This is a genomic window from Bacilli bacterium (genome assembly GCA_036381315.1).
Taxonomy (GTDB): domain Bacteria; phylum Bacillota; class Bacilli; order Paenibacillales; family KCTC-25726; genus DASVDB01.
In genome coordinates this window covers 1-24,284 of record DASVDB010000124.1, presented here as the reverse complement: position 1 = coordinate 24,284, position 24,284 = coordinate 1, and the positions used below count along the sequence as shown (strand labels likewise).

General features: G+C 51.5%; 18 protein-coding genes. 5 read left to right on the top strand and 13 right to left on the bottom strand.

Going from position 1 to position 24,284, the window contains the following annotated elements; translation table 11 throughout:
• The first annotated feature begins 15 nt into the window (after nucleotides 1-15).
• A complete protein-coding gene (locus VF260_09340) occupies nucleotides 16-159 on the top strand; it encodes a YqzM family protein (protein ID HEX7057381.1) in 144 nt (47 codons plus the stop codon).
• A 93-nt stretch (nucleotides 160-252) separates the two neighbouring features.
• On the opposite strand, the gene dnaI is transcribed toward VF260_09340, so the two are convergent.
• Both dnaI and VF260_09330 read right to left on the bottom strand, forming a co-directional pair.
• A complete protein-coding gene (gene dnaI / locus VF260_09335) occupies nucleotides 253-1,206 on the bottom strand; it encodes a primosomal protein DnaI (protein HEX7057380.1) in 954 nt (317 codons plus the stop codon).
• A 3-nt stretch (nucleotides 1,207-1,209) separates the two neighbouring features.
• Entirely contained in the window at nucleotides 1,210-2,691 is a 1,482-nt protein-coding gene (locus tag VF260_09330) for a DnaD domain protein (GenBank protein ID HEX7057379.1), read from the bottom strand.
• A gap of 262 nt (nucleotides 2,692-2,953) precedes the next feature.
• Between VF260_09330 and VF260_09325 the strand changes: the two genes are divergently transcribed.
• Entirely contained in the window at nucleotides 2,954-3,727 is a 774-nt protein-coding gene (locus VF260_09325; GenBank protein HEX7057378.1) for a DUF2935 domain-containing protein, read from the top strand.
• 96 nt (nucleotides 3,728-3,823) lie between these two features.
• Here VF260_09325 and VF260_09320 read toward each other — a convergent pair whose 3' ends face one another.
• Nucleotides 3,824-3,994, bottom strand: a complete 171-nt coding sequence (locus VF260_09320) for a hypothetical protein (protein HEX7057377.1) — start codon at nucleotides 3,992-3,994, stop codon at nucleotides 3,824-3,826.
• A gap of 69 nt (nucleotides 3,995-4,063) precedes the next feature.
• On the opposite strand from VF260_09320, the gene VF260_09315 reads away from it, so the two are divergent.
• Both VF260_09315 and VF260_09310 read left to right on the top strand, forming a co-directional pair.
• The gene (locus VF260_09315) at nucleotides 4,064-6,379 is read left to right on the top strand and encodes an ATP-binding protein (GenBank protein ID HEX7057376.1); all 2,316 of its coding nucleotides are present in this window, start codon (nucleotides 4,064-4,066) and stop codon (nucleotides 6,377-6,379) included.
• Nucleotides 6,380-7,674: 1,295 nt separating this feature from the next.
• Entirely contained in the window at nucleotides 7,675-9,957 is a 2,283-nt protein-coding gene (locus VF260_09310) for an RICIN domain-containing protein (GenBank protein ID HEX7057375.1), read from the top strand.
• Between the two features lie 118 nt (nucleotides 9,958-10,075).
• Here VF260_09310 and VF260_09305 read toward each other — a convergent pair whose 3' ends face one another.
• From VF260_09305 to VF260_09275, 7 genes are all read right to left on the bottom strand, one after another.
• On the bottom strand, nucleotides 10,076-10,801 hold the full coding sequence (locus VF260_09305; GenBank protein ID HEX7057374.1) for an ABC transporter ATP-binding protein: 726 nt from the start codon (nucleotides 10,799-10,801) through the stop codon (nucleotides 10,076-10,078).
• On the bottom strand, nucleotides 10,794-11,588 hold the full coding sequence (locus VF260_09300) for an ABC transporter ATP-binding protein (GenBank protein ID HEX7057373.1): 795 nt from the start codon (nucleotides 11,586-11,588) through the stop codon (nucleotides 10,794-10,796). Before VF260_09300 ends, VF260_09305 begins: the two co-directional genes overlap by 8 nt.
• Nucleotides 11,585-12,517: a branched-chain amino acid ABC transporter permease gene (locus VF260_09295; GenBank protein HEX7057372.1), complete on the bottom strand. Its 933-nt coding sequence runs from the start codon at nucleotides 12,515-12,517 to the stop codon at nucleotides 11,585-11,587. The genes VF260_09300 and VF260_09295 overlap by 4 nt, the downstream gene beginning before the upstream one ends.
• The gene (locus VF260_09290; protein ID HEX7057371.1) at nucleotides 12,514-13,389 is read right to left on the bottom strand and encodes a branched-chain amino acid ABC transporter permease; all 876 of its coding nucleotides are present in this window, start codon (nucleotides 13,387-13,389) and stop codon (nucleotides 12,514-12,516) included. The genes VF260_09295 and VF260_09290 overlap by 4 nt, the downstream gene beginning before the upstream one ends.
• A 48-nt stretch (nucleotides 13,390-13,437) precedes the next feature.
• Nucleotides 13,438-14,610, bottom strand: a complete 1,173-nt coding sequence (locus tag VF260_09285; protein ID HEX7057370.1) for an ABC transporter substrate-binding protein — start codon at nucleotides 14,608-14,610, stop codon at nucleotides 13,438-13,440.
• Entirely contained in the window at nucleotides 14,607-15,446 is an 840-nt protein-coding gene (locus VF260_09280) for a VOC family protein (protein HEX7057369.1), read from the bottom strand. The genes VF260_09285 and VF260_09280 overlap by 4 nt, the downstream gene beginning before the upstream one ends.
• 189 nt (nucleotides 15,447-15,635) lie before the next feature.
• Nucleotides 15,636-16,802 carry an amidohydrolase gene (locus VF260_09275; protein ID HEX7057368.1) on the bottom strand — a complete coding sequence of 389 codons (1,167 nt, stop codon included), beginning with the start codon at nucleotides 16,800-16,802 and terminating at the stop codon, nucleotides 15,636-15,638.
• Nucleotides 16,803-16,998: 196 nt separating this feature from the next.
• Here VF260_09275 and VF260_09270 point away from each other — a divergent pair, with 196 nt between their 5' ends.
• Nucleotides 16,999-18,291, top strand: coding sequence for a uracil/xanthine transporter (locus tag VF260_09270; GenBank protein HEX7057367.1), 1,293 nt, complete (start codon nucleotides 16,999-17,001; stop codon nucleotides 18,289-18,291).
• A gap of 1,192 nt (nucleotides 18,292-19,483) precedes the next feature.
• Here VF260_09270 and cysI read toward each other — a convergent pair.
• The 3 genes from cysI to VF260_09255 all read right to left on the bottom strand — a co-directional run.
• Entirely contained in the window at nucleotides 19,484-21,205 is a 1,722-nt protein-coding gene (gene cysI / locus VF260_09265; GenBank protein HEX7057366.1) for an assimilatory sulfite reductase (NADPH) hemoprotein subunit, read from the bottom strand.
• Nucleotides 21,206-21,240: 35 nt separating this feature from the next.
• Nucleotides 21,241-23,067, bottom strand: a complete 1,827-nt coding sequence (locus VF260_09260) for an assimilatory sulfite reductase (NADPH) flavoprotein subunit (GenBank protein HEX7057365.1) — start codon at nucleotides 23,065-23,067, stop codon at nucleotides 21,241-21,243.
• Between the two features lie 246 nt (nucleotides 23,068-23,313).
• On the bottom strand, nucleotides 23,314-24,284 hold a 971-nt coding region (locus VF260_09255), incomplete at its 5' end, for a CoA transferase (GenBank protein HEX7057364.1).

Genomic DNA, 24,284 nt, shown 5'->3' with positions numbered 1-24,284 from the left:
GGGGAGGAACATACGATGAGTGAACAAAACAATCCGGAATTGCATATCAACGAGGAACCGCGTAACGACTTTGCGGATGTGGCCACCGGATTTGCCGGCATGTTTATATTTATCATTGTGGTTACGATTATTGTCACGATTATCAGCACGTACAGATAAGCATGTAAGCCGATATCGCAAAGGTTTACCAACAGAACCATTAGAACCGAAAGAAACCGATCCGTTGACAGGATCGGCTTTTTAACAGGATTTTTAAACGTTTCCGCGTTTGTTTGTACCGGCGACCTCGATCACGTCCACATACGGCCGGATGCGGTCCATCAGCCTGCGCCCCTTGTATTCTTCTTCCCCTTCCTTGTTGGTAAAGGAAAAATGCTGCTCCAACAACTCGAGGTTGAAATTTGACGTGTAAAATGTCGGTTTGCGGTTCATCCGATAGTTCAAAATCGAGCCGATCACATGGTCCCTTACCCACGGATTCAAGTTTTCCGCGCCAATGTCGTCAAAAACAAGCAAGTCGCATTGTTTCATCAATTCCACCGTTTCCTTCAGCTTTTGCGGCTCCGAAAACATCGATTTTAAATCCTCGACAAATTCGGGAGTGTAAACAATGACCCCGGAGTAGCCCGACTTGGCCAATTCGTGCAGCATGTAGCACATCAGAAACGTTTTTCCCGTGCCAAAGCCGCCCGTCAGGAACAATCCTTTTGGCTGCAAGCCGTTATCCCTCGTCGCAATCATATAGGAGATGATCTTGCCGACGGCTTCCGCCCGGTCGCGGTCGATCTCCACAATCTCTTCGATGTTGCATCCCTCATCAAGCGCGCGCTCATCAACATAAAAGCTGCGGACGCGTTTGCGCACCGCTTCCCGCGCCTGATGCGCCAGCCATTTTTTGCAGGCTACTTTGCGCTCGACCAACTGCGGCTCTCCATTGACCAACTCAACGGACAAGCGGGTATAGTGGCCGGGAAACTCGTTCGGGCATTGATCCACCCCCGGGCAATTGGCGCAATTGCGATACTCCGTCACATATTGATAAAGCTTGTTGATATTGCGCAAAAGGATTTGTTCGTCCAATTCCGGGTATTGGGCGCGCAGCTTTTTCACTTCCGGAGCGTTCAGAATTTGGGCGATTTTTTGCTCCATGTTGCCCGCATATGCGGCAGCCGGAAATTGTTTTAATATTTCAGCGAGCGATTTCACGGATTACGATCCCCTTTCGTCCGCGGGCTTACTTTTCAGCTTGAGCGCCAGTTTTTTAATTTCATCAAGCCGCTCCTCGCTGACGGGATGAGGACGCTCATCGGCAGGAGCAACCGGCAGCTTCGGCTTTTGCTTGGCGCGGCCTTTTCCCGATGGGGCGGCCGACTTGCGCTTGCCAATCGCCTGCTCAATATCCCGAAAATAAGCGATGGCCTGTTCGAATGTATGAATCCGCTGGCTCAGCAAATTGGCAACTATCGCCTCGACAAACGGTTTGGCGATTGATTTGCGGTTCGCCATCAAATAATGAATGAGCGCGTTGATCACTTCTTCCGGCAGCTTAAAATGAAAGTCGACCGTCTCAAACAGCTTTAATGTTTGGGACGGCACCGCGCCGGGGAAAAACAGCGCCAAAACTTGCGTATACGGCGCGTTTTTTAAAAATAAACTGTAGCTTTCGGCGGTCATATTCCCTTGCAGCGTTTGCGGCACGTCCACGATGCTTGCGGGATCTACCGGTTTTTGCGGAAGGAGCGAATCTTTGCCGGTCGCAGGCTGCTTCGCCAGTTTGGCCAGCGCCACATTCCGGTCGCTCGCATGCTTTTGTTTTTGCCTGAACAGTTGGGCGGCGCGATATTGCAATTCTTCCACCCACAAATCGCCGTCCGGGGAAAAAATGCCGTCCTCATCCAACAGTCGGCACGTTTCCGCCAATGTCAGCATATATTTTGCCGCCGTATAATTAACCGCCGCAAAGCCTTCCGGGTCATTGCGCAGCGCCTCAATATAGGGGCGGTTTGCCGACTGCCTGGGTATGCGCATCAGCAACTCGGCAAAGCTGAAACCGCGAAACGTACCGATCGGCGCGGGCGCTGTTTCGCGCGCGGGCGCCATTTGCATCAGCGTTTGCTCCAATTCCTCATCAACGGAATTCAGGTTTAAGCGAAACAAATCGTAAAACGGCACCGTCAATTGCTCGCCGCTGTCTTGCAAAGGCGGCAAGCGGTCCGCCGGATATGCCGCGGCGAACTCGTTGCGCAGCGCCAATACGGCATGCTTGCCCAGCTTGTCGCGAAGCAGCATAACCAAATGCTGGTTTTGAAAAAACTCATCCGGCATAAGCGGAGCAAGCAACGTGTATTCGTAAACAAATTCGTCGGAATCAGCTATGTATTTGCGAACAGTTTGCAACAGCCCGACCGCTTCCAAACGGGAAGAAAATTCAATCAGCCGCTTTCGGCCCGTTTCGTTCATTTCCATGCCGAGAGCCAAAAACAGGCGGCGCTGCTGTTCGGGCGCGGAAAAGCCCAGCTTGTCCATGGGAACCGAATAATACAATGTGCAGTATAATCCGACCGCTCCCGGGCCGATCATCGGCTGGTAGATGGAATATAGTATTTTCAAACTAAAGCTGTCAAGCGAAAAACCGCGGTAAGCGTAAAACCGGTGGCTTTCGGTAAAATCGAACAAGTTGCCGATTCGCATACATACACCATCCATCGCCTAATTACGTTTTATTGTATCATAAATCGGCGATGATGGCTTTTTCGTTAATCCCGCGTCCACTCATTTTTCTGTTTTGTCATCTTTTTTTTTCAGTATTTTCTTCAACAATCAATTATGTTATTCAATGCGATCAGTATAAAACTTAGGAGGACAAAATCATTTTGTGTGGGCAGGAACCTAACCAAGCCAATAACCATAATGTGCAGTAAGGGTTATAAAAAAAGAAAGAGGTTGTGCCGCCATGCCCTACACAGATCATTATGAACGGGATATCAATGGAATTATCGCGTTTTGGGTGCAGAACAATTTTGATCACAGTCGTTTTTTGGACAGGGAAATAAGCCATTATGAACGGGAACTCGCCCGCGCGAACCAGCATGTCATGCAACGTTTGGGAGCCATTTTCGAAAAAACAAAAACAAAATCGGCCGATCCCGGGACGTTGATTCACGAAGCGCAGCGAGCCGTACCCGAATTTCATAGCTTGCTCGTGTATACATTGGATAGAGCCCTTCGCTGCAATGTCATCATTTCCACGCCGCAATCGCTTCTGGATCATATGATTCGGGAAGCCGAAGAGACACTGTCCGTGTTTAATTTGCTGCAGTCAGGCGGCAAGGTTGCGCCGGCGGACGCCATGATTCATGAAAGCTACTTCTGGTTAAGGCAAATGGCTGATCATCTCAGTTATATCAGCCATTATTTGGACGCGTCAAATTACGAACTTCATGCCCGGGTCAGAAAAATGACGAAAAAATTCGAGAATTTATTCCTGCAAGCCAACGCGCTCCGAACCATGATACGCCCTCCGCGCCAAGAGGTGTTACCGTCTTTAAACGGCTTCAGCCAAATGGTGATTCAAGAAGCCAAAGCCCTGGAAGCATTCAAGCTGGAATTGGACGATCTGATCAAACAATGCGCCGCCGTCACCACGTCACCGCCGGACTTGTTGGAACACATTGCCAGAGAGGCGCACCACCTGTGGAGAAATTTAGAAGAGAGGGTGGTGTTGTAAGAGAAGTGGAAAAAGCCATAAAACCGCAAAAAGAGGTTGCATATTTTAAAAATATATGCAACCTCTTTTTGTTCTGGTAAAATTAAGGAGAAACAATTACCACCAATATTCTTTGATTTCCGGTTTGCCTTTTTGTTTGGAATTAAGTACTTTCGTTAGCGCGACCGTTTCTTCGTTCGAGAGCTTGGCAATGTAAGTGCTTTCTTTCTTGGCTTTCATTTTCCGTACGACATGATGCAATTGAGGAGAATACAAAACAGCTTGCATTATATCACCTCTCTTCATCACAATTTAATGACATTATATCATTAAATTTCTAAAAAAGGGAGAGAATTTATGTTAAAACGAACAATTTTTATTCTACTTTTATTCATGTTTGTTTTTATTCAGTGCTGGTTTTTATATTTAATGTTTAGATATCCATTCATGGGTATTAGATTGCAACTGTCTTCCAACCAAGAATGGATAGTATCTGAATTGGACAGAGATGGTGCCGGTTACCGTCTTGGCATCCGACCGGGTGACGTCATCTTAAAAATCAACGACAAGGATCCTTTCGATCATTTTTCCGTAAAAAAATGGAGGCAAGTTGAACAGACCGATTCGCTCACAGTTTCGCAAGCCGGCCAATTATTGAAACTGGATTTAAGCAATGAACGTGGCCATGATGGTCAAAATGTCATGATTATTTTTGCGGAGATTATTTGTTTTTACATGGCTGGATTGTTGCTCCGAAAGCTAAAAAATTCCCCCTCCGCCAGGCATCTCGCGCTTTTGTTTGTTGTCATCGGATTGGCCTTTACCGGACTGGGCGCATCTGTGCGCGGAGACGCTGTGGGCAAAATTTTGATCGCAACCACTGTCATGTTGACGCCAACCGTCTTCCAGCATTTTTTAATCGTCTTTTTACGGGAAAAAGCAAACATCAATCTCGGCTCCTCCAGTTTGAAATATTTATATGGTTTTATCGCCATAATCAGCATAATTCTGTTTAACTTTTTCATACCGCAGACTGCAAATTTGATTTACAAAATCAGTTATTTTATTGCTTACCCATATTTTATTGGTGGAATTTTGTGGAACTTCGGCTTGTTAAGCTACCTGTTTTGGAAACATCGTAAAGAAAACCTGTATATTTCCGTTATTATCAAAACGATTTGGGTTACCTTGTTTATTTCCTTTGTCCCCTTTGTTGTTTTGAACATTTTGGCGCAACTATTATTCAAACAAATATCGATCGGCTTTTTGGATTTTTCCTGGCTTATCCTCTTTTTCCCGTTATCCTTCACTTATTTGATGGCGACGAATCGGTTGTATGATATTCCAAACGTGGTCAGACGCATCCTGTTTACCGTTATGATCGCCATCATTCCCAGCGCCGTCACAGTCGCCATCGCAGCGGCTCTGCTCGCTCCAACCATTTCCGTGGACCGGTTGGTTATCCTGTTCATCATTACCGTGACATTGGGGACGTTCGTTTTATATTCGCTTGAATACATTACGACCAAATTGAATAAAGTCATGTTCCCGCGCAAGTATTATTTGCAGCGGGCATTGGGGAAAATATCGCGCGATCTCGCGACAATATCCAATTTTCGGGAAATTAAAGAGATTGTGTTGGTGGACATTGTCAATACGCTGCAGGTGCACGGCTGCGCGATCGTCTTTCAGTCTGCGGAAGAGTTGGAAACGATCGGCATCGGCGAAGTTGATTATGGGAAAATCGAAAGGCATATCAAAGAAGGACGAAAAAGTTGCGATTGTTGCACCATATTCCCGATCAACCACCATGAAGAATACAGCAGCTTCCTCATCGTCTCCGAAAAGAAAGCGAAGACGATGCTCGTCAAGGAGGAACTGGATTGGCTGAACCTGATCATCACATATTTGTCCGTCAGCCTGGAAAATTTGTATTTGATCCGCAAGCTGACGACAAAACTGCACGAGTTTGCCGCGCAGGCGCCCGATGAACAGGCCGCCAAAGAATTTTTATGGTTTCGCAAGTCCATGTTTGAAATGCAGGAAAAAGAGCGCCAACGGATAGCCAACGATCTGCACGATACGACCATGCAGGATCTTTTGTATTTGAAGCGCAAGCTGACCGCGCTTCTGGAAAAATACGCATTAACCGAAGAAGACCAATCCGAGCTGAACAAGTTGACCGAATATATTGAAATCATCAACACCAATCTGCGGCAAAGCTGCTTTGAGCTTTACCCCCATCTGCTGCGCACTACCGGTTTGGTCAATTCGATTGAAAAAACAGTGGAATTTGAAAACGCCGCCGCAACGTGCGAAATCGAATTCCGCGTATTCAACAAAAGTCAGATCGAAAAGCTCGACCTTGACCAGAAACGCCATGTGTTTCGGATTGTGCAAGAACTGATCAGCAATGCGAAGAAGCACGCCAAAGCCGCAAAAGTGGCGATTGAACTGTCCGCAAAAGACGGAACGGTCAAGCTCAAATATCGCGACGACGGCATCGGCTTTGACCAAATTCCCGATCCGGTGCCGGGCAAAACCGGCGTCGGCATGCTGCAGATGAAAAGCCGTGTCCTCGATCTGCACGGCCAGTTGGACATTCATTCAAAAGCGGGCGAGGGGCTGAAATTGAAAATTTCTTTTCCCCTGCAAGCATCGATATCGGCATGAAGAAACGGCAGTATGGAGAGTTCGTCCAAAATCGGAAAACGATTTGCAGCATGATCGTACAGTTGTAAAGCACATTTTTGCAAAAATCTTGCCGATTCCGCCGATACAACAGTTAAGTGAAGGAATGGCAGAGGCAAATGAATGTTGCAAGAATGAGGAAGTGTCGTTACATGCTGTGATGATTATCAGGCGGGGGCCAGAGCTATCGACTTCAATTTTGTCGATCACCGGATACGGGTAAACTTTCCCCGAACTGCCCTGGTACACCCGTTTTTCCAAAAACAGCGGATTTTTACCCGGTGCGCCGATTCCATAAGTGGGGATTGTCTTTATCGTCTCCCATACTTTTACTTCATTTTGTACAGCCATAACCAGACACCTCTTCAGTCTTATTAACATTTTCACAGTTTCAGTTTAGCTGTTCCGCAAATCGGTCGACATTTCAGTATGTGATGCAAATGATGGACTATATTCTGCAAGCAGGCCGCCACGGCAATCGCAAGTGTGTTATATCACTCGAAAATATAGAAAATAAAGCTGGGTGAGGAGATTGTCGGATTTGCACGGAGTTCAACAAGATGTGACAAGGCTGTTCTGGGATACAGATTTGCACTCCCTGGATATCAAGGAAAATCGTCACTTTATCATTGAGCGGGTATTGAATATGGGCGATGAAATTTCCCTTGGCAGTATCACCGATTCCAGAAGCATATTTAGCAGGTGGGACAGCGCTGGCACTAATGATCGGGCACAGACAATCCATTGACTTTGATGATGCCGAAGAAGAGGGATGGCCCATTAATGTAACTCGTGGTCAACGTTTTATGAGTACATGAAGTTAAAATAATGAGAATAGTAACAAAAGCTACGAAACACAATATCCCTCCCGTATGTTAAAGGAGGACATTTGAAAATGTCCTCCGATGTCATAAATTACGTATCGTACGAAATCTGTTCGACATAATCTGAATTACCGCAATCTTCATGAAGGTTTTCACAGCTACGCCGAAACTTTTCATCATTCTTCGTGATTTACAAATCAATATTTTCCACATTATACTATATTTATAAGGTGTTAGGGGGTGGTTTTTATGTTATTTTTACCGCCATAAAATTTGATTGGGACAAGGTGAAAAACAATTTCGTGTGAGGTGAAAAGGACCCGAAGACGGAAATGAAGCCAAAATAAACAAGGAGATGAGTTTATGATTACGCATGCAAATCGCATATGGAAACAATTATGTTTAATTTTGCTTGGCCTTGTTCTGATTGCATCCTATTATACGATTTATACGATGCAATATCCGGCGTTGGCCGGCGTGCAGGCAGCATCGGCGGCATCGTCCGGGCGGCAGATGGAATTTCTGGATCGCGGGCTTATTGCCGTCAAGGTAACGAACGGCGTCTTTGTCAGTTGGCGGATGTTCGGCAACGATCCCGGCAACATAGGTTTTAACCTTTACCGCAACGGAAGCAAGATCAATTCATCACCCATCACGACAAGCACCAATTATCTGGACACCGGCGGCACGGCAAATTCCACGTATGTTGTGCGCCCGGTAATAAACGGGACGGAGCAAGCGCCGTCGGAGGCAGTCAATGTATGGGGAACCAATTATCTGACTGTTCCGCTGCAAAAACCGGCGGGCGGGACAACGCCGGACGGCGTAAACTATACCTACAATGCCAATGATGCCAGTGTCGGTGATCTGGACGGCGACGGAAAATACGAAATTGTACTGAAATGGGACCCTTCCAATTCGAAAGATAACTCGCAATCCGGCTATACCGGGAATGTATATGTAGATGCTTATAAACTGGACGGGACCCGCCTGTGGCGGATCAATCTGGGCAGAAACATTCGCGCCGGCGCGCATTATACCCAATTCATGGTGTATGATCTGGACGGCGACGGCAAAGCCGAAGTCGCGATGAAAACTGCAGACGGCACCGTGGACGGAAAAGGCGCCGTCATCGGCAATGCGAGTGCCGATTACCGGAACTCCAGCGGTTATATTTTGAGCGGCCCCGAGTACTTGTCGATTTTCAACGGACAAACCGGAGCGGCCATGGCTACCGTAAACTATGATCCGCCCAGGGGTAAAGTTTGCGATTGGGGCGACTGCTACGGGAATCGTGTCGATCGGTTTTTGGCCGGTATCGCTTATCTGGATGGAACAAGGCCGAGCTTGATTATGGCGCGCGGTTATTACACCCGTACCGTACTTACGGCCTACAACTGGCGCAACGGCCAGTTGACGAAACTGTGGAAATTCGACAGCAACAATTCCGGCTATTCCTCATATGCGGGGCAGGGAAATCACAATCTGAGCATCGGCGATGCGGATGGCGACGGCAAAGACGAGATTGTCTACGGAGCGATGACTGTCGATGATAATGGCGCCGGTTTGTATAACACGGGCCTTGGACATGGCGATGCCATGCATTTCGGTGATCTGAACCCGAATAGAGCCGGACTGGAAGTGTTTAAGGTTCTGGAAAACAGCCCATATGGCGCAGCCGTTTGGGATGCGGCGAACGGCCATGTTATATGGAGGGTTACGGGTAACGGCGATACAGGCCGCGGTATGGCGGCGGATATCGATCCCAGGCATCCCGGCGAAGAGGTCTGGGCATCGAATGGTGTTGGGCTTTATACAATCGACGGGACAAAGCTTAGCAGTTCGACACCTTCATCCATTAACTTCGGTATTTGGTGGGATGGGGATCTGCTCCGCGAACTGCTCGATCATAGTTCGGGGGTCGGCACGATCAGCAAATGGGATTACGCCAACCAACGAACCAATACGTTGTTGACAGCAAACGGAGCATATTCCAACAACGGTACGAAAGGAACGCCCAGCCTGCAGGCCGACATCTTGGGCGACTGGCGGGAAGAAGCCGTGTGGCGGACGCAAGACAGCTCTGCCCTGCGAATTTACACCACTACTGCCGTCACAAATTACCGGATTTACACTTTGATGCACGATCCGGTTTATCGCCTGGGCGTTGCCTGGCAGAATGTCGCCTATAATCAGCCGCCGCATACATCCTTCTTCCTTGGCGAAGGAATGGCGCCTCCCCCCGTTCCGAACATTTACCTGGTCGGCGGCAGCGATAACGGCGACGGTACAGGCGGCACCTGGGATCCAAATGCCTATTACATGCTTGTTAATCGCAACAGCGGCAAGGTGGCGGATGTCGAGGGCGGTTCATACTCCGACGGGGCAAATATCCTGCAATGGTCCAACCATGGCGGATATAACCAGCAGTGGCGGATTGTCGATGCCGGCGGCGGTTATTACAAGCTGATCAACCGAAATAGCGGCAAGGCAATGGCTGTTGACGGGAATTCGACTGCGAACGGAGCGAATATTCTGCAATGGACGGACAACGGCAGCAGCGGCCAGCAGTGGCAAATTTCCGACATCGGCAACGGCTATTATAAGCTTGTCAACCGCAACAGCGGCAAGGTGGCAGACGTAGAAGGATTATCGACCGCGGACGGCGGTAATATCCTGCAATGGCAGGATAACGGGGGATATAATCAACAGTGGCAGATTATAAAAGTACAATAATTGAACTGAGTTGGCGCAGTTCAATAAATATTCCAAGCCGGCACTTGCTCCCCAACTTTAAATAGCAGCAGAAAGCCGCTCGTTTTTGCGAGCGGCTTTCTGCTGCTATCCATATTTCCTATTGCTTCTCGCGGCTTGTCCGACCAAGATACGCTTCCATAATGTCGCCGGAGCTCATGATCGTATCCGGACTGCCCTCGAGCACGATTAGTCCCGATTGTATAATATACGCGCGGTCCACATACTTCAGCGCCAGGTCCACATTTTGCTCGACCAGCAGGACCGTTACCCCGGCAGCGTGAATTTCCCGGATCAGCTGAAAAACTGTCTTGACCATTAGCGGCGCCAGCCCCAGGGAAGGTTCGTCCAAGATCAGAAAGTCAGGGCGCGACATCAGCGCCCGGCCAAGCGCCAGCATCTGCTGTTCGCCTCCGCTTAAATTGCCGGCCCGCTGCTTTTTGCGTTCCTGCAGGATGGGGAACAATTTGTATACTTTTGCGAAGTCACCCGAAAGATCCGCCCGGCCATGGCGGTAGCCGCCCAAATACAAATTTTCCTCAACCGTGAGGTCGGAAAAAATCCGCCGCCCCTCCGGCACATGGCTAATCCCGAGTTTCAGGATGCGATCGGGAGAAAAATTCGTCACGTTTTGCCCGTTGTAAAAAATCGCGCCCTTGCCGTCCTTCACCCGCACCAGACCGGAAATGCATTTCATGATCGTCGTTTTGCCGGCGCCGTTTGAACCGATCAATCCGACAATTTCCCCTTTTCGCACTTCCATGTTGACATGGCGGACGACGTCGCCGGAATCATACGCAAGCGAAACATCTTGCAATTCAAGCATCCAGATCGCCTCCAAGGTAGGCTTCGCGAACAACCTTGCTTTGTCTGACCGCTTCCGGCGTTCCGTGAAAAATCAGTCTGCCGCTATCCATTACGTAAATCGTTTGGCACAGATTCATAACGACTTCCATGTCATGTTCGACCAATACGATCGACAAATGATAGTTTCGCCAAACGTCGCCGATCAGCTTTACCAGCTCTTGCCCCTCGTAAGCGTTCATGCCGGCGGCCGGCTCATCCAGCAACAGGATTTGCGGATTTGCGGCAAGCGCCCGGGCAATTTCCACACGGCGTTGGTCGCCGTAGGAAAGGTGGGTGGCAAGTTTGTTCCGGTGCGCGTAAAGCCCGAAAGCGCGCAGCAGCTCTTCCGCCTTGGCCCTGGCTAATTGCTCTTTTTTGCGGGAAGAGGAAAAGTTTGCAATGCTGTGCAAAAAACCGGTATCCAATTCCCGGTGAAAACCGGCCAACACGTTGTCAAATACGGTCATTCCTTTAAACAGCCGGATATTTTGAAAAGTTCGGGCGACGCCTTTTTCCGCAAACTGAAACAATTTCTTTCCGGTCATATCGACGCCGCGGATATGGATGGTGCCGTGCGACGGCGCAATCGCCCCGCTTAACAAGTTAAAAACGGTCGATTTCCCTGCCCCGTTCGGACCGATCAGGCCGACCAGTTCCCCTTCCCGCAACGAAAAATCGATGTCATCGACAGCTTTGACACCGCCAAAATATTTGCTTAAGCGCGTTCCTGTCAACAGTTTGTCCGTCAACCCGTCCACCTCTGTCATTCGGCATTCCTTTCTTTTCCGTCAGCTTTGCGGACACCCAAAATTCCTTGCGGGCGAAAATAGAGGACGATGATCAAAACCAGGCCGTAAATCAGCATTCGGTAATCGGCGAGCGACCGCAATATCTCGGGTATTGCCGTCAACAGCACCGCTCCCAGCACAGGGCCGAGCAGCGTGGACATTCCGCCCACGACAACCATGGCCAAAACCATAAACGACTCCATCGGATTGAAGGAATCATAATTGATAAAGGCCATATAGTGGGCAAACAGGCTCCCCGAGAGACCAGCCAGCGCGGCCGAGAGGGTGAAGCCAAGCGTTTTGTAACGCCTGACACGAATGCCCAAAGCTTGCGCGGCGATTTCGTCTTCCCGAATATAGTCCAGCGTGCGGCCGAGCGACGATTGATACAACCGCCGCAAAAAGAGCAGCAGCGCAACCAGCAGAAAAGCGACAAACCCATACATCTTCCGGTCGCTGTCCAGGACATAGCCGAACAAGGACGCGAACGGGATGCCGGGAATTCCGTTCGGCCCATTCGTCAGTCCTTCCCAATTCAGCATCACCATTTGCACGATAATGCCGAACGCCAGCGTCGCCATCGCCAAATAATGCCCTTTCAGGCGCAAGATCGGAAAAGCCAGCAAATATCCGATGAAGCCGGCAAGCACCGCGGCAGCCGCAAAACCGGCCAAAAACGGCAGTTCCAGCCTGGTTGTCAAGATTGCCGAAGTATACGCGCCGATTCCGAAAAAGGCGGCATGACCGGCGGAGACCAGGCGGATTTTCCCGACAATAAGTCCCAGGCTTAAAGCCAGTATCGCATAAATTCCCGCGATCACCGCAATCCGCACGATGTACAAATCATGAACAAAAAAAGGAAAACAGATGAGCAGCAACAAACCGGCTCCAATCCACATTTTTCTCATAATTTCTCCTCAACTGACTTGCCCAGAATCCCGTTCGGCCGCAAAAGCAGCACAAGAATCAAAATCGCCATGGCGATCGAGTCCTGATAAGCGATGTTGATATATCCGGCGGTGAAAACTTCGAGAATGCCCAAAGTCATGCCGCCCACAATCGCCCCGGTCATGCTGCCCAGGCCCCCGAGAATCGAAGCGGCGAAAGCTTTCATGCCCATCGTGAACCCAAGCGTGGGATAAATGGCGCCGTACAATGCGCCGACCAGCACGGTTGCCGCGCCGGCCAGCGACGAGCCGACAGCAAACGTAATCATAATCACCAACTCCGGCTTGATCCCCATCATGCTGGCCGTTTCCGGATCCGCCGCCGTCGCCCGGATGGCGCGCCCGGTACGGGTGCGAAACAACCAGTAATTGAACAAAATCATGATGAGGAGACAGGCGGCGAGAATAATGAGGCGAATCCCCGCGATATGCACGGAACCGAAGTCTACGCTGCCCAAATCTCCGCCAAGCTTGAAGCTCTTTTGTTCCGGTCCCCAGATCAGCATCGCCAGATTTTCCAGCGTCAACGAAACGCCGATACCGCTGATCAACGGGATAATTTCGTCCGATTTGCGGTACGGTTTGAACGCGACCCGCTCCACCACAATTCCCAACAAGGCTGCCAGCACGACCCCGATCAACAGGGCGGCGGCAAGCGGCAAGCGGGCGAACGCCACAATCGTGATGACGATGTAACCCGTGAACATAAAGACGTCCCCGTGGGAGATGTGGAACAAACGCAGAACGCCAAAGATCAAAGTAAATCCCAGGGCGATGAGGGAGTAAACTCCGCCCAACGCCAATCCGTTAATCAACTGCTCAAACAATATCATTGGTCTATCTCCGGTTAGGTGAGATTGGTTGATGTCTTTCGTTCCGTTTTAATGGAAAAGTACAAACTTGCCGTCCTTGACCACCAGGTCGGAATACGTTTTATTGTTGTCGCTGCGAATTTCGTTGAAAGTAACCGTCCCCGTAACAACCGGGAAATTGGCGATTTTGGCCATGGCATCGCGAATTCCCTGACGCGTCGGGCCGCCGCGTTTGATGCTTTCCAACACGATATTGGTTGCATCATAGCACAAAGCATTGAACGTACCGGGTATGTGGTTATATTTTTGCTGGAATTCGGAAACAAATTTCTGCACTTCCGGCCTGTCCGACTGCGGGAAAAAGGCGGAATCCAAATAGACCCCTTCGACCGCGTCTTTGGCTTGCAGGAAGCCGTCGGAGGCGAGCGTCGTCGGCCCCATGATCGGAATGTTCAGATTCATCGCTTTCGCTTGTTTGATAATCAGAACGCCGTCGCTGTAAGTGCTGCCGATGTACAGCAAGTCCGGGTTTAAGCCCTTCACTTTGGTCAGCGAAGCCGAGTAATCAAGATTTTGGCCCGACGGGTATGATTCGTAGGAAACGATCGTACCGCCCAGCTTTTCGACATTCGTTTTGAAGAATTCGGCATTGGCTTTGCCCCAGTCGGAGTTTAAGTAGAGAACCGCAATTTTTTTCTTGTTTAATTTGTTGACGGCGTAGTCCGCCAGGTTCTTTCCTTCCGTATCCTGCGTGTTGGTGCTGCGGAAGATCCATGTTGTTTCCGGCTTTGTAATGCTGGGCGTTGAAGCCGTAGGCGCCAGCATCGGAACCTGGTTGCGCTGGTAAATCGGGATTCCGGCAAAGGTTGCCGAGCTGCTCCAGTGGCCGATAACCGCAACGACATCTTTGTTGGATGAAAGGTTTTGCGCAACATTCGCCGCTTCTTTCGGATCGTTCTTGTCGTCGCCGTAAATCACTTTCACCTTCCTGCCGTTGTACCCCCCGGCGGCATTGAACTGCTCAACCGCCAATTCGGCGCCTTCCTTGAAAGCCTTGCCGTACTGCGCGCCGTCCCCGGTCATCGGTCCGGCTACCGCAATCGTAATGTCGCCATTGCTATCGCCGCTGTTAGCGGCTCCCGTATCATCTTGCACGTTTCCGGAAGCTCCGCAACCGACGGCGGCAAACGCCATGGCGACGGTTAAAGCTCCGGTCAAAATTATTTTTTTCGCTCTGTTCATCGTTGAGATATCCCCTTTTCTTTTTTCAACTGATAGATTGCTCCTCGCAGCTTCCATGTCTCTTCTTTGGACGCGCCGCTGATACATACCAGATACGGGCGTTCGCCGTATTTGCGCAGTATGTCGGCGCCGCTATCGTTTTCCGAAGGCGTTAAAAAAAGTAACCGGCCGCCCGGAAGCGGCAGGGCGCGGCATATTGCCTGCAAGGTTGCATCATAATACGGCGGTTCGGGTTCCATGCCGAGCAGTTTGCCCCAAGCGGCGGCGGACTGCTGCGGGTTGCGGACGGAAATGGCCACATATTCCAACCTGAGCCGCCCCAACGGATGATCTTTGATCATCCCCTGCCGCCGCAAATCGTTTTGCCTTTGTTTATCCGTATGTTCCCATTGAATGAAAAAAGGCATTCGCAGCCCGCTTGCGCCGTCGCGGATAAAAAACATTTTCCAGCGCAAAACGGTTCCGTCCGTTCGCGTCCGGCTGCCGGCAAAAGGCCCCGTCACCTGATAACCGAGCGCCTGCGCCCGCTCCGCTGCTTGTCCGATATTATAACTCCTGATCCCGATCCGCGCCAGCCCTTCATTTTCCGGAAGATCCGCTGCCGCTTGCCTGGCCAAATCATTATCGGTTACGGTTAAAGCCAAATCGGGATGATCAACGCCCAAAAACTCAATATAGCTGAGATCAAAATAACATAAAGAGTTATAGGTTCCCCACCGCTCATGCCGACCTCCCCGCATTGCGCTGATGCCGCGCTGCCGCAGCTCGTCGACACATCGATCGGGATCGTTCACAAGGTGAACCAGATGATCGAAATAAAACTGCAGTCTATTCACCTCTTTTCACATGACCAAGCATGATAAATGTCGAAAATGACATTTTGGGTATATCCTATCGGATAACTCCGAATTAGTCAAACCGCAAAATATGTCGAAATAGGGCGAAATACCTTGACGCTCGCGGCCAGATTGCCGATAAAGACGGCAAACTGTTTATTTTCCTGTCTGGCCGCGATATTTGGCGCATCATTGACGTTCAAACAAACGCAGTGCCGATTGGCCGGCCACGGCAAACAAGGCTGCGCTTAACGGCAAGGCATCTTCATTCAGCGTAAAGCGGGGATGGTGCCATTCTTCCGTCCCGCTTGTTCCCATCCAGATATAACAACCCGGCACCTGTTCCTGATACAGGGCAAAATCTTCGCCTCCCAGCGATTGCCGCGCTTCTTCCACGCGCAGGCCGACTTCTGTCGCCGCCGCCGCCATCAACTCGATCAACCGGGCGTCATTGTTGACGCAAGGCAGGCAGGAAGTCCAGACAAATTCGGCTTTGGCGCCATATCCGGCGGCGATTCCCTGGGCAGTACGGGCCATCATCTCCGATACTTTTGCTCTTGTCGCCGCAAGAAAGGTGCGGACGGTTCCTTCCAAAAACGCCTCATCGGGTATCACATTCCAGATAGAGCCGGCTTGCATATGACAAACACTGATAACCGCTTGATCCAGCGGGCTGATATTGCGGCTGATCACGGCTTGCAGGCCGCTGATCACGCCCGCCGCAGCCGTTATGGGATCGACTGCGCTGTCCGGGATGGCCGCATGCCCGCCTTTGCCGATAATCCGCAAGGCGAATTTATCCACATTGGCCATGAGCGGCCCCGGGCGCAAGCCGATCGTTCCGACCGGCAGATCGGGTTTGTTATGCATGCCGAGGATCGCTTTGACGCCTTGCAGGGCCCCGGCATCAATCAAGGCGCGGGCGCCGACCGCCTGTTCTTCACCGGGTTGAAAAATAAAGCGGATGCGGCCGCTCATTTCCGCCGCCTGTTCTTGCAGCAGAATCGCCGCGCCGAGCATGGCTGCCGTATGAAAATCATGGCCGCAGGCGTGCATCCGCCCAGGAATTTGTGAAGCAAACGGATAACCGGTTTCCTCGGTTACCGGCAGCGCGTCGATATCGGCGCGCAGCGCAATCGTCGGTCCGGGCTTCGCTCCGATTACTTCGGCCACGACGCCGACCGGGGTATCGATCTTTACGACGGTAAGACCGATCTCCTGCACCCATCTCTTGATTCGGGCGGTCGTCTCATATTCGGCCATCGAAAGCTCGGGATATTGATGCAATTCCCGGCGAAACGCAATCAGCCGATCTTTGATCGCGGCGGCTTTTTCCAGTTCATGTGAAGTTGGCACGGCATACTCTCTCCTTTATAAAGCGGCTATTCGCCCCCGAATGGCCGCTCTTGACAAGTTCCGCAGACTTTTGGCCCGGCATCGCTCATCCGGCCGTTTTCAAGAAAACCTCTTTTTTTAAAATACTACTTTATTTACATGTCGAAAAGTGCTTTTATAAACATTGTAAAGCAAAAAGAAAGGAGCACCAACCTCTTTGTACAAGCTGAAGGAAACAACGAAAACAACCTTGGCCAGCTTGCAATGGCTAAGTTTTTTATTCGCGAATACCGTTGTTATTCCATTGTCGGTGGGGGAGGCCTATCAACTATCGCCTATTGAGATCAGCGGCAGCATGGCCCGCTCGTTTGTTTTTACGGGATTGGCCTGCCTGATGCAGGCCTTGTTCGGCCATCGCCTTCCCTTGATGGAAGGGCAAACCGGCCTGTGGTGGGGCGTCATTCTGAGCATTGCCTCGTTGGGAATATCCTCGGGGAAATCCATTGTCGAAGTGGGCGGCAGTCTCTCCGTCGGAATCATGGCGGGCGGGGCCGCCATCATTTTATTCGGCACGTTTGGCCTGCACCGAATGCTTAAAAAATGGTTTACGCCGATTGTGATGGCGGTTCTTTTATTTTTGCTCGCCTCCCAGTTAATAGATATTTTCTTCGCGGGAATGACGGGTATAACGAGCACTGGAAAAGTGCAAGGTCCGGTCGCCTTGCTTTCCGTTTTTCTGGTTATTGCGGTGTCCATCTTGACCATTGCCGGGCGGGGAAGCTTGAGCAATTTTTCCATCCTGATCGGCATCGTAATTGGTTGGGTGGCGTATGTTCTCCTGTTTGGCAGCGCGGCCAAAATCGTTATCCCCCGTTTCACCGATATGACGGAAATGTTCGTCTGGGGCAAGCCATCTTTCGATTTCGGCATCCTTGCCGCGGGCGTATGTACGGGACTGATCAATACTTCCAACGCTGTTGCGACATTCAGGGCGGCGGAACCGGTTTTTAACATGTCGATCAATGACGGAGCATATCGCCGATCGTTTATATGGTCGGGGATCTTTACCGTATTCTCGGGCATTTTTGCCCTTGTCCCGTACGCTCCCTATACGTCTTCGATCGGGTTTTTGCGGACAACCCGCTTGTACGAACGGGCGCCGTTTATCATCGGCGCGGTTTTGTTCGCCGTGCTTGGCTGCGTTCCGCAAGTCGTAAGTTTCTTCTCCACGCTGCCGCTCAGCGTAGGCGACGCCGTGTTATTCGTCGCCTACTTGCAGCTATTCGGCTCCGCTTTAGGCAATATCGAGGGAATGCGCTTCAATTTCAAGAGCATTTTCCGGATCGCCTTGCCGACGCTGGTGGGCCTTGCCATACAGGCAACGCCAAGCGGCAGTTTTGCCGACATTCCCGGTTTTATGCACACGATTCTTTCCAATGGGATGCTAGTCGGCATTATTATAGCCGTGATTCTTGAAAATACGATTCCCTGGTCCCGGTTGGAAACGTAAGCGCCGCCTAACGGTAGCGCAACAAAGCGCGCCTGCGCGAAAGCGGCGCAGCATGTTATCCAGCCTGCATTGCCCTGTTTGGGACATTTGCAGGCTGGTTTTTTGTTGCCGAAATTTTTACGTCCGATCCGCTATCGGTAACCGGGTGAATGGGTGCGCCTCGACCGTATGCGGGAAAACCTCCCGTTATTTTCGGCAAATTTACGCAAAAATGAAATTATGCAGGAAAACCTCCCGCATAATTCTCTGAAAACCGCTAATAGCTGAAAAACGGCGAAATTATACGGGAGTTTTTCCGACATAAGATCAGATAAACGGTTTTTCCGCCATTTATACAGGAGGATTTCCCGCATGCATGGGGCGCTATATCAGCCATTGGGCGCTATATCCGCATTTTTGCCGTTATAGGCGCTGGTTCGCTTCACATGGGGCGCTATATCCGCATTTTTGCCGTTATGGCGTAGCCCATAGCGCCAACAGGCATTGTCAATGCGCTGCCGAAAGCTGGCCGCCAGGAACAGGCAGGCAGACGGGTAATCGGCGGAAACAGACAATCAAGCTGGCGGGCAGGCGAACAGGTGGGCGGGCAAGTCTATCCTCGGCGTATAGAAACTAAACGGCAACCGGCTAAAGCCGGTAGGTTTCTGGCAGCGGCTGAAAGCCGACTGTTCAGGCAAGAGTCTCGCGGAAAAGCAATCTGTGCCTAAAGCCACCTAAAGCTCGCCAACAGATACTCGGCCGGTTTGCCGGCTTGCAGCCTTTAACGGTCGCGGAAGAGTTTATTTGGCGCAAATTGCCCGCTTTTCGTTTCTAACGTACGTGACAGAGGCTATTTTCGGTTTTACGTCCGGTTTTCAAATTTAACGATCGTAGGCGCGCTTAATTTAGCACTTTGTGCGGTATTCAGGCTAAAATAAGACGAATAGCCGCTCAAGCGTCCGTTAAAATTTTTGCACCGCCTTTTTTCGGCAAATAGCCTCTGCTGCGTCCGTTAGTGCTTGGCGAGGAGGAATATGCAGGAGGAACGCTTGCGATGCGCTGGCGGGTGGGTTGTGCGGTAAGGCTTAACGATAGCGTTGTGCGGTGAGGCGCCCCCCAGTTTTAGCGCTTAGCCTCTGCGGCGACCGCTAGCGTTGCGCATGAGCGTTGTGCAGAGAGGCGCCGCACCGTTTTTAATTTTGCGCAAGAAGTTTCAATCGCGAAAATCAAGTCCCGAACGGACTTCTTTCACATATCCCGCGCGGATGCAAAAATCGCCGAAATGCTCGCCGACCTTCCGCTCCTTCGCGTATCGAAGCAAAATCGGGCGCAATTCCGCCAAAATCTCCGCCTCGCCGATATTTTCCCGATACAGCTTGTTCAGCCGCTGCCCGGCAAAGCCGCCGCCCAAATACATATTGTATTTGCCCGGAGCCTTGCCGATGAACGCCAATTCCGCGAGCGCCGGACGAGCGCAGCCGTTCGGGCAGCCGGTCATGCGGATGACGATTTCCTCGTCGCGCAAACCCGCTTCGTCCAATATCGGTTCGATTTTATCCAAAAGCGAGGGCAAATAGCGCTCCGATTCCGCCATCGCCAAACCGCACGTCGGCAGCGCCACGCATGACATGGAGTTTCGCCGCAATGCGGTATAGTTCTTGCCGTCGGTTAATCCGTAGGTTTTAATCAATTCTTCGATTTTTTTCTTGTTCCTATTGTCAACATTGCCGATAATCAGGTTCTGATTAGGCGTAAGGCGAAAATCCCCGGTATGCACTTTGGCGATTTCCCGCAATCCGGTCATAAGCGGATAGTTTTCCGAATCGATGATTCGGCCGTTTTGAATAAACAGCGTAAAATGCCATTTGCCGTTCGTACCCTTCACCCAGCCGTAACGGTCGCCGTTATGATCAAAATGGTACGGCCGCGCTTCTTCCAGCTTCCATTCCAGGCGTTTGTGCAGCTCATCGATAAACCATTCGATGCCGCGGTCGTCAATCGTATATTTGAAGCGGGCATGCTTGCGCACCGAGCGGTCTCCGTAATCCCGCTGGATTGTCACCGTTTTTTCCGCCATTTCAAGCAACTGCTCCGGCTTGACGAAGCCGATCACGCGCGCCACTTGCGGATACGTCAGCGGGTCGCCGTGGGTCATGCCCATGCCGCCGCCAACAGCCACGTTGAATCCTTGCAGCTTGCCGTTTTCCTGAATGGCGATCAGCCCCAGGTCCTGGGAAAAAACATCCACCTCGTTGGCCGGCGGCACGGCGATGCCGATCTTGAATTTGCGCGGCAAATACAATTTGCCGTAAATCGGCTCTTCCTCTTCCTCCTCGCGGGTATCCACCACCTTTTTGTCGTCCAGCCATATTTCGTGGTAAGCCCTGGTGCGCGGATTGAAATGACTGGCCAACTTTTTCGCCCATTCGTACACTTCTCCATGGATTTCCGATTGGTACGGGTTCGGATTGCACATGACGTTGCGGTTCACGTCTCCGCAGGCGGCAAGCGTGCTCAATAGCGCTTCGTTGATCGTTTTGATGACATGTTTCATGTTCCATTTAATGATGCCGTGAAATTGAAAAGACTGCCGGGTCGTCAACCGGATCGTGTTCCCGGCGTAAGCTTGCGCAAGACTGTCGAGCGTCAGCCACTGCCCGGGCGTTACGACGCCGCCGGCGGCCCGCACGCGCAGCATAAACTGGTATGCCGGCTCCAGCTTCTGTTTGGCGCGTTCATTGCGGAGATCCCGGTTATCCTGCAAATAACTTCCGTGAAATTTCATCAGCCGGATATCGTCATGGCTGATCGCGCCGGTAATTCTGTCCTCGAATGATTCGGCCAAAGTGCCCCGCAAATAATTGCTTTCCTGTTTGATTCGCTCAACATCGCTGAACGGCTCGCTGTTTGGGGAAAGCAGATTGTTGTCTGACATCGTATCATCTCCATTCGCCGGATTTGTCAAAAAGATCAGTAAACGTCGCGTTGGTAGCGTTTTTCCCGCTGCATCGTCGCGAGATATTCCGCTGCTTGCTCCGCGGTCAACCCGCCTTCTTTGCCAAGCACATCCACGAGCGTGGCGTGGACGTCATGCGCCATCTTCTTTTCGTCGCCGCACACATACAAATGCGCCCCGTCCTCCAGCCATTGAAACAGCTCTCTGCTCTTCTCCAGCATGCGGTGCTGGACGTAAACTTTTTGCTCCGTATCGCGGGAAAACGCCACATCCATGCGCGTCAAAACGCCCTCCTTCAGCCAGCGCTGCCACTCGGTCTGGTAGAGGAAATCCGTGGAAAAATGCCGGTCGCCAAAGAACAGCCACGTTTTCCCCTTCGCGCCAAGCTCCTCCCGTTCCCCGAGAAAAGCCCGAAACGGCGCAACCCCGGTGCCCGGCCCAATCATGATGATGGGCGTGTCCAGATTTTGCGGCAGCCGGAAATTCGGGTTCTGATGCACATAGACGGGAAGCGTGTCGCCAATCTGCACCCGCTCGGCGACATAAGTCGAGCAGACGCCGTACCGCCTCCGCCCGTGGGCTTCGTAGGCCACCGCCCGAATCGTGAGATGAACCTCGTCAGGATACGCCAAGGGGCTGCTGGAGATGGAATAAAGGCGGGCGGGCAATTTCCGCAAAACGGTTACGAACTCTTTTGCCGGTATTCCGCGCAATCCGAAATCTTGCGCCAAATCCAGCAAATCGCGGTCGCGCAAATAGCTTCTGAGCTCCTCTTCACGGCCTGCCGACAGCAGTTCTTTCAGTTTCTTGTTTGCGGAAAGCTTCGCGATTTGCTCAAGCAGCGGTTTTGTCGCTACCGTAATTTCATAATGGCGCAAGAGCGCGTCGCGCAAGCTGCCGATCGCGCCGTTTTTGCCGAGCGGGACCGCCTCTTCCGGATTCCAGCCCATCGCTTGCATGAGATCTTCCACAAGTCCGGGATGATTTTCCGGATAAATGCCCAGGCAATCGCCCGGTTCATATTGCAGATTGGCGCCTTCCAGCGAAAGCTCGAGATGCCGGGTTATTTTGTCCGAGCCGCGGCCGTTCAGATTCAGATTTTCCAATACCGCTGCCGGAAACGGGTTCGCTTTTGAATAGACCGTTTGCACGGTTCCCGCGGCTGTTGTCCCGCCGGCCTTGACCGGTGCGGGATTTGCCGACGGACCGCCAAGGGCGGCAAGCACTTGCCGCATCCACTCCGCCGCCGCCTCCTCAAAGTCGGCGTCGCAATCAACGCGCGGAGCAAGGCGTTTGCCTCCCAGTTCGGCAAGGCGCTTGTCAAAATCTTTACCGGCTTGGCAAAAAAATTCGTAGGAAGTGTCGCCTAACGCCAGCACGGAAAACGGCAACCCATCCAATTGCGGCGCGCGCTTGCTGTGCAAAAACTCGTAGAAGGACAATGCGTCGTCCGGCGGCTCGCCCTCGCCGTGCGTGCTGACAATGACCAGCAACGTTTGCACTTTTTTGAGCGTATTCGTTTTAAAATCAAGCATCGATGATTGCGCAGCCCGAAAGCCGCGCTCCTGCAGCAAATCGACCAGCTTTTTGGCCAGCTTCCGGCAGTTGCCGGTTTGCGATCCGTAAAGAACGGTTATTTCCCTGGATGCAGCCGGCGCGGAAATTGACAGAGCTTCCATGGGCGCAGCCGTTAGCGGCGCCAACGTTTCGACGTTTGCCACATCGGCGGAAAGGTAGCCGCTCAACCACATGCGCTGCATTTGCGTAAGCGAAGGCAGCAAACGATTCAGAAGCTCCGTCTGCTCTTGACTGAAAGGACTGTTCGTCACCTGAAGCACCAAATTTGTCCACCCCACCTGGCACCAAAATCAATTCCGACAATTCTGATGCACTTAATTCTATTTATGCATATGATTATCGCAGGAATTCGCCAAAAAAGCGATGATAAAGTTTTTATAAAATTAATAATTTTTTCTGATAAATAAACTTGCGCGTAAAAACATACATGCGCCTGAATTTCCGAAAAACCGCCGTTTCGGAAATTCAGGCGCATGTTCCCCCTTATATCGGATAACGCTGCTTACGCTTTACTTCTTTTCCCGCAGCCAATCGTTCAACACTTCTTCCGTCGCGGCGCCCAAAATCGGCGGCGGCGCGATATCTCCGCCCTGCGGGCGCCATGGCGAAACCGGCCATATGATCGGTCCGAGCGTCGGATGATGCGCGCTTAGCCGCGGGGCGTTGCCGTTTGCCCACTTTGTTGCGGCGGAAGCCACCGATTCGACAATACCGACGGGCAGTTTCAATTCCGCGAGCAAATTCCGCCAATGCTCGGCGGTATTGTCGGCAAGCTTCCGCGCAATGGCCTGATGCAAGCTTTTCCGGTTGGCCACCCGGCTGCCGTTGGTCGCCCATTCGGGACGGCTCAGCCATTCCTCGCAGTTTAGCGCCCTGGCAAGGCGCGCAAATTGGTTGTCGTCAATCGCGCCCAGCATCAACGGAGCGTCTTTGGTCGGAAACACTTCATACGGCGCGATATTCGGATGCTCCGTGCCCGACGGCTTATATTCAGTCTTGCCCAACAGATACATAAGCCAGGGATGCGTCATCATGAGCGCCGCCGTTTCCTCGAGGCTGACGGAAAAATGCCCTCCGCGGCCGCTTTTTTCCCGCTGATATAGCGCGCTGTACACGCAACCTACGGCCTGCATGCTCGTCATCATGTCGATGGCGGCGACACCCAGGCGCACCGGGTTTCCCCCTTCACCGGGGCCTGTGATCGACATGAGGCCGGATTCCGCTTCCAAAATCACTTCCAATCCCGGATCGAGCGCCCGCGGCGATTGCTCCGTGTAGCCGCGAATGGATACATAGATCAAGCGAGGATTTTCTTTCAGCAAATCTTCCGCTCCCAGGCCGTATTTCGAAAGCGAACCGACGCGAATATTTTCCACGATGACGTCGGCCGCCAGCGCAAGCTTATGCACTTGCTTGCGGTCATGCGGATTTTGCAAATCGAACTGCGCGCTTTTTTTTCCTCTATTAAATGCCGCGAAAT

What these genes read in the sequence shown, in the direction of transcription:
- VF260_09305 (HEX7057374.1), bottom strand. Translation starts at nt 10,801, where the DNA reads ATGCTTGAATTGCAAGATGTTTCGCTTGCGTATGATTCCGGCGACGTC.
- VF260_09310 (HEX7057375.1), top strand. Translation starts at nt 7,675, where the DNA reads ATGCAATATCCGGCGTTGGCCGGCGTGCAGGCAGCATCGGCGGCATCG.
- VF260_09320 (HEX7057377.1), bottom strand. Translation starts at nt 3,994, where the DNA reads ATGCAAGCTGTTTTGTATTCTCCTCAATTGCATCATGTCGTACGGAAA.
- VF260_09315 (HEX7057376.1), top strand. Translation starts at nt 4,064, where the DNA reads ATGTTAAAACGAACAATTTTTATTCTACTTTTATTCATGTTTGTTTTT.
- cysI (HEX7057366.1), bottom strand. Translation starts at nt 21,205, where the DNA reads ATGTCAGACAACAATCTGCTTTCCCCAAACAGCGAGCCGTTCAGCGAT.
- VF260_09290 (HEX7057371.1), bottom strand. Translation starts at nt 13,389, where the DNA reads ATGATATTGTTTGAGCAGTTGATTAACGGATTGGCGTTGGGCGGAGTT.
- VF260_09295 (HEX7057372.1), bottom strand. Translation starts at nt 12,517, where the DNA reads ATGAGAAAAATGTGGATTGGAGCCGGTTTGTTGCTGCTCATCTGTTTT.
- VF260_09300 (HEX7057373.1), bottom strand. Translation starts at nt 11,588, where the DNA reads ATGACAGAGGTGGACGGGTTGACGGACAAACTGTTGACAGGAACGCGC.
- VF260_09330 (HEX7057379.1), bottom strand. Translation starts at nt 2,691, where the DNA reads ATGCGAATCGGCAACTTGTTCGATTTTACCGAAAGCCACCGGTTTTAC.
- VF260_09340 (HEX7057381.1), top strand. Translation starts at nt 16, where the DNA reads ATGAGTGAACAAAACAATCCGGAATTGCATATCAACGAGGAACCGCGT.
- VF260_09325 (HEX7057378.1), top strand. Translation starts at nt 2,954, where the DNA reads ATGCCCTACACAGATCATTATGAACGGGATATCAATGGAATTATCGCG.
- VF260_09285 (HEX7057370.1), bottom strand. Translation starts at nt 14,610, where the DNA reads ATGAACAGAGCGAAAAAAATAATTTTGACCGGAGCTTTAACCGTCGCC.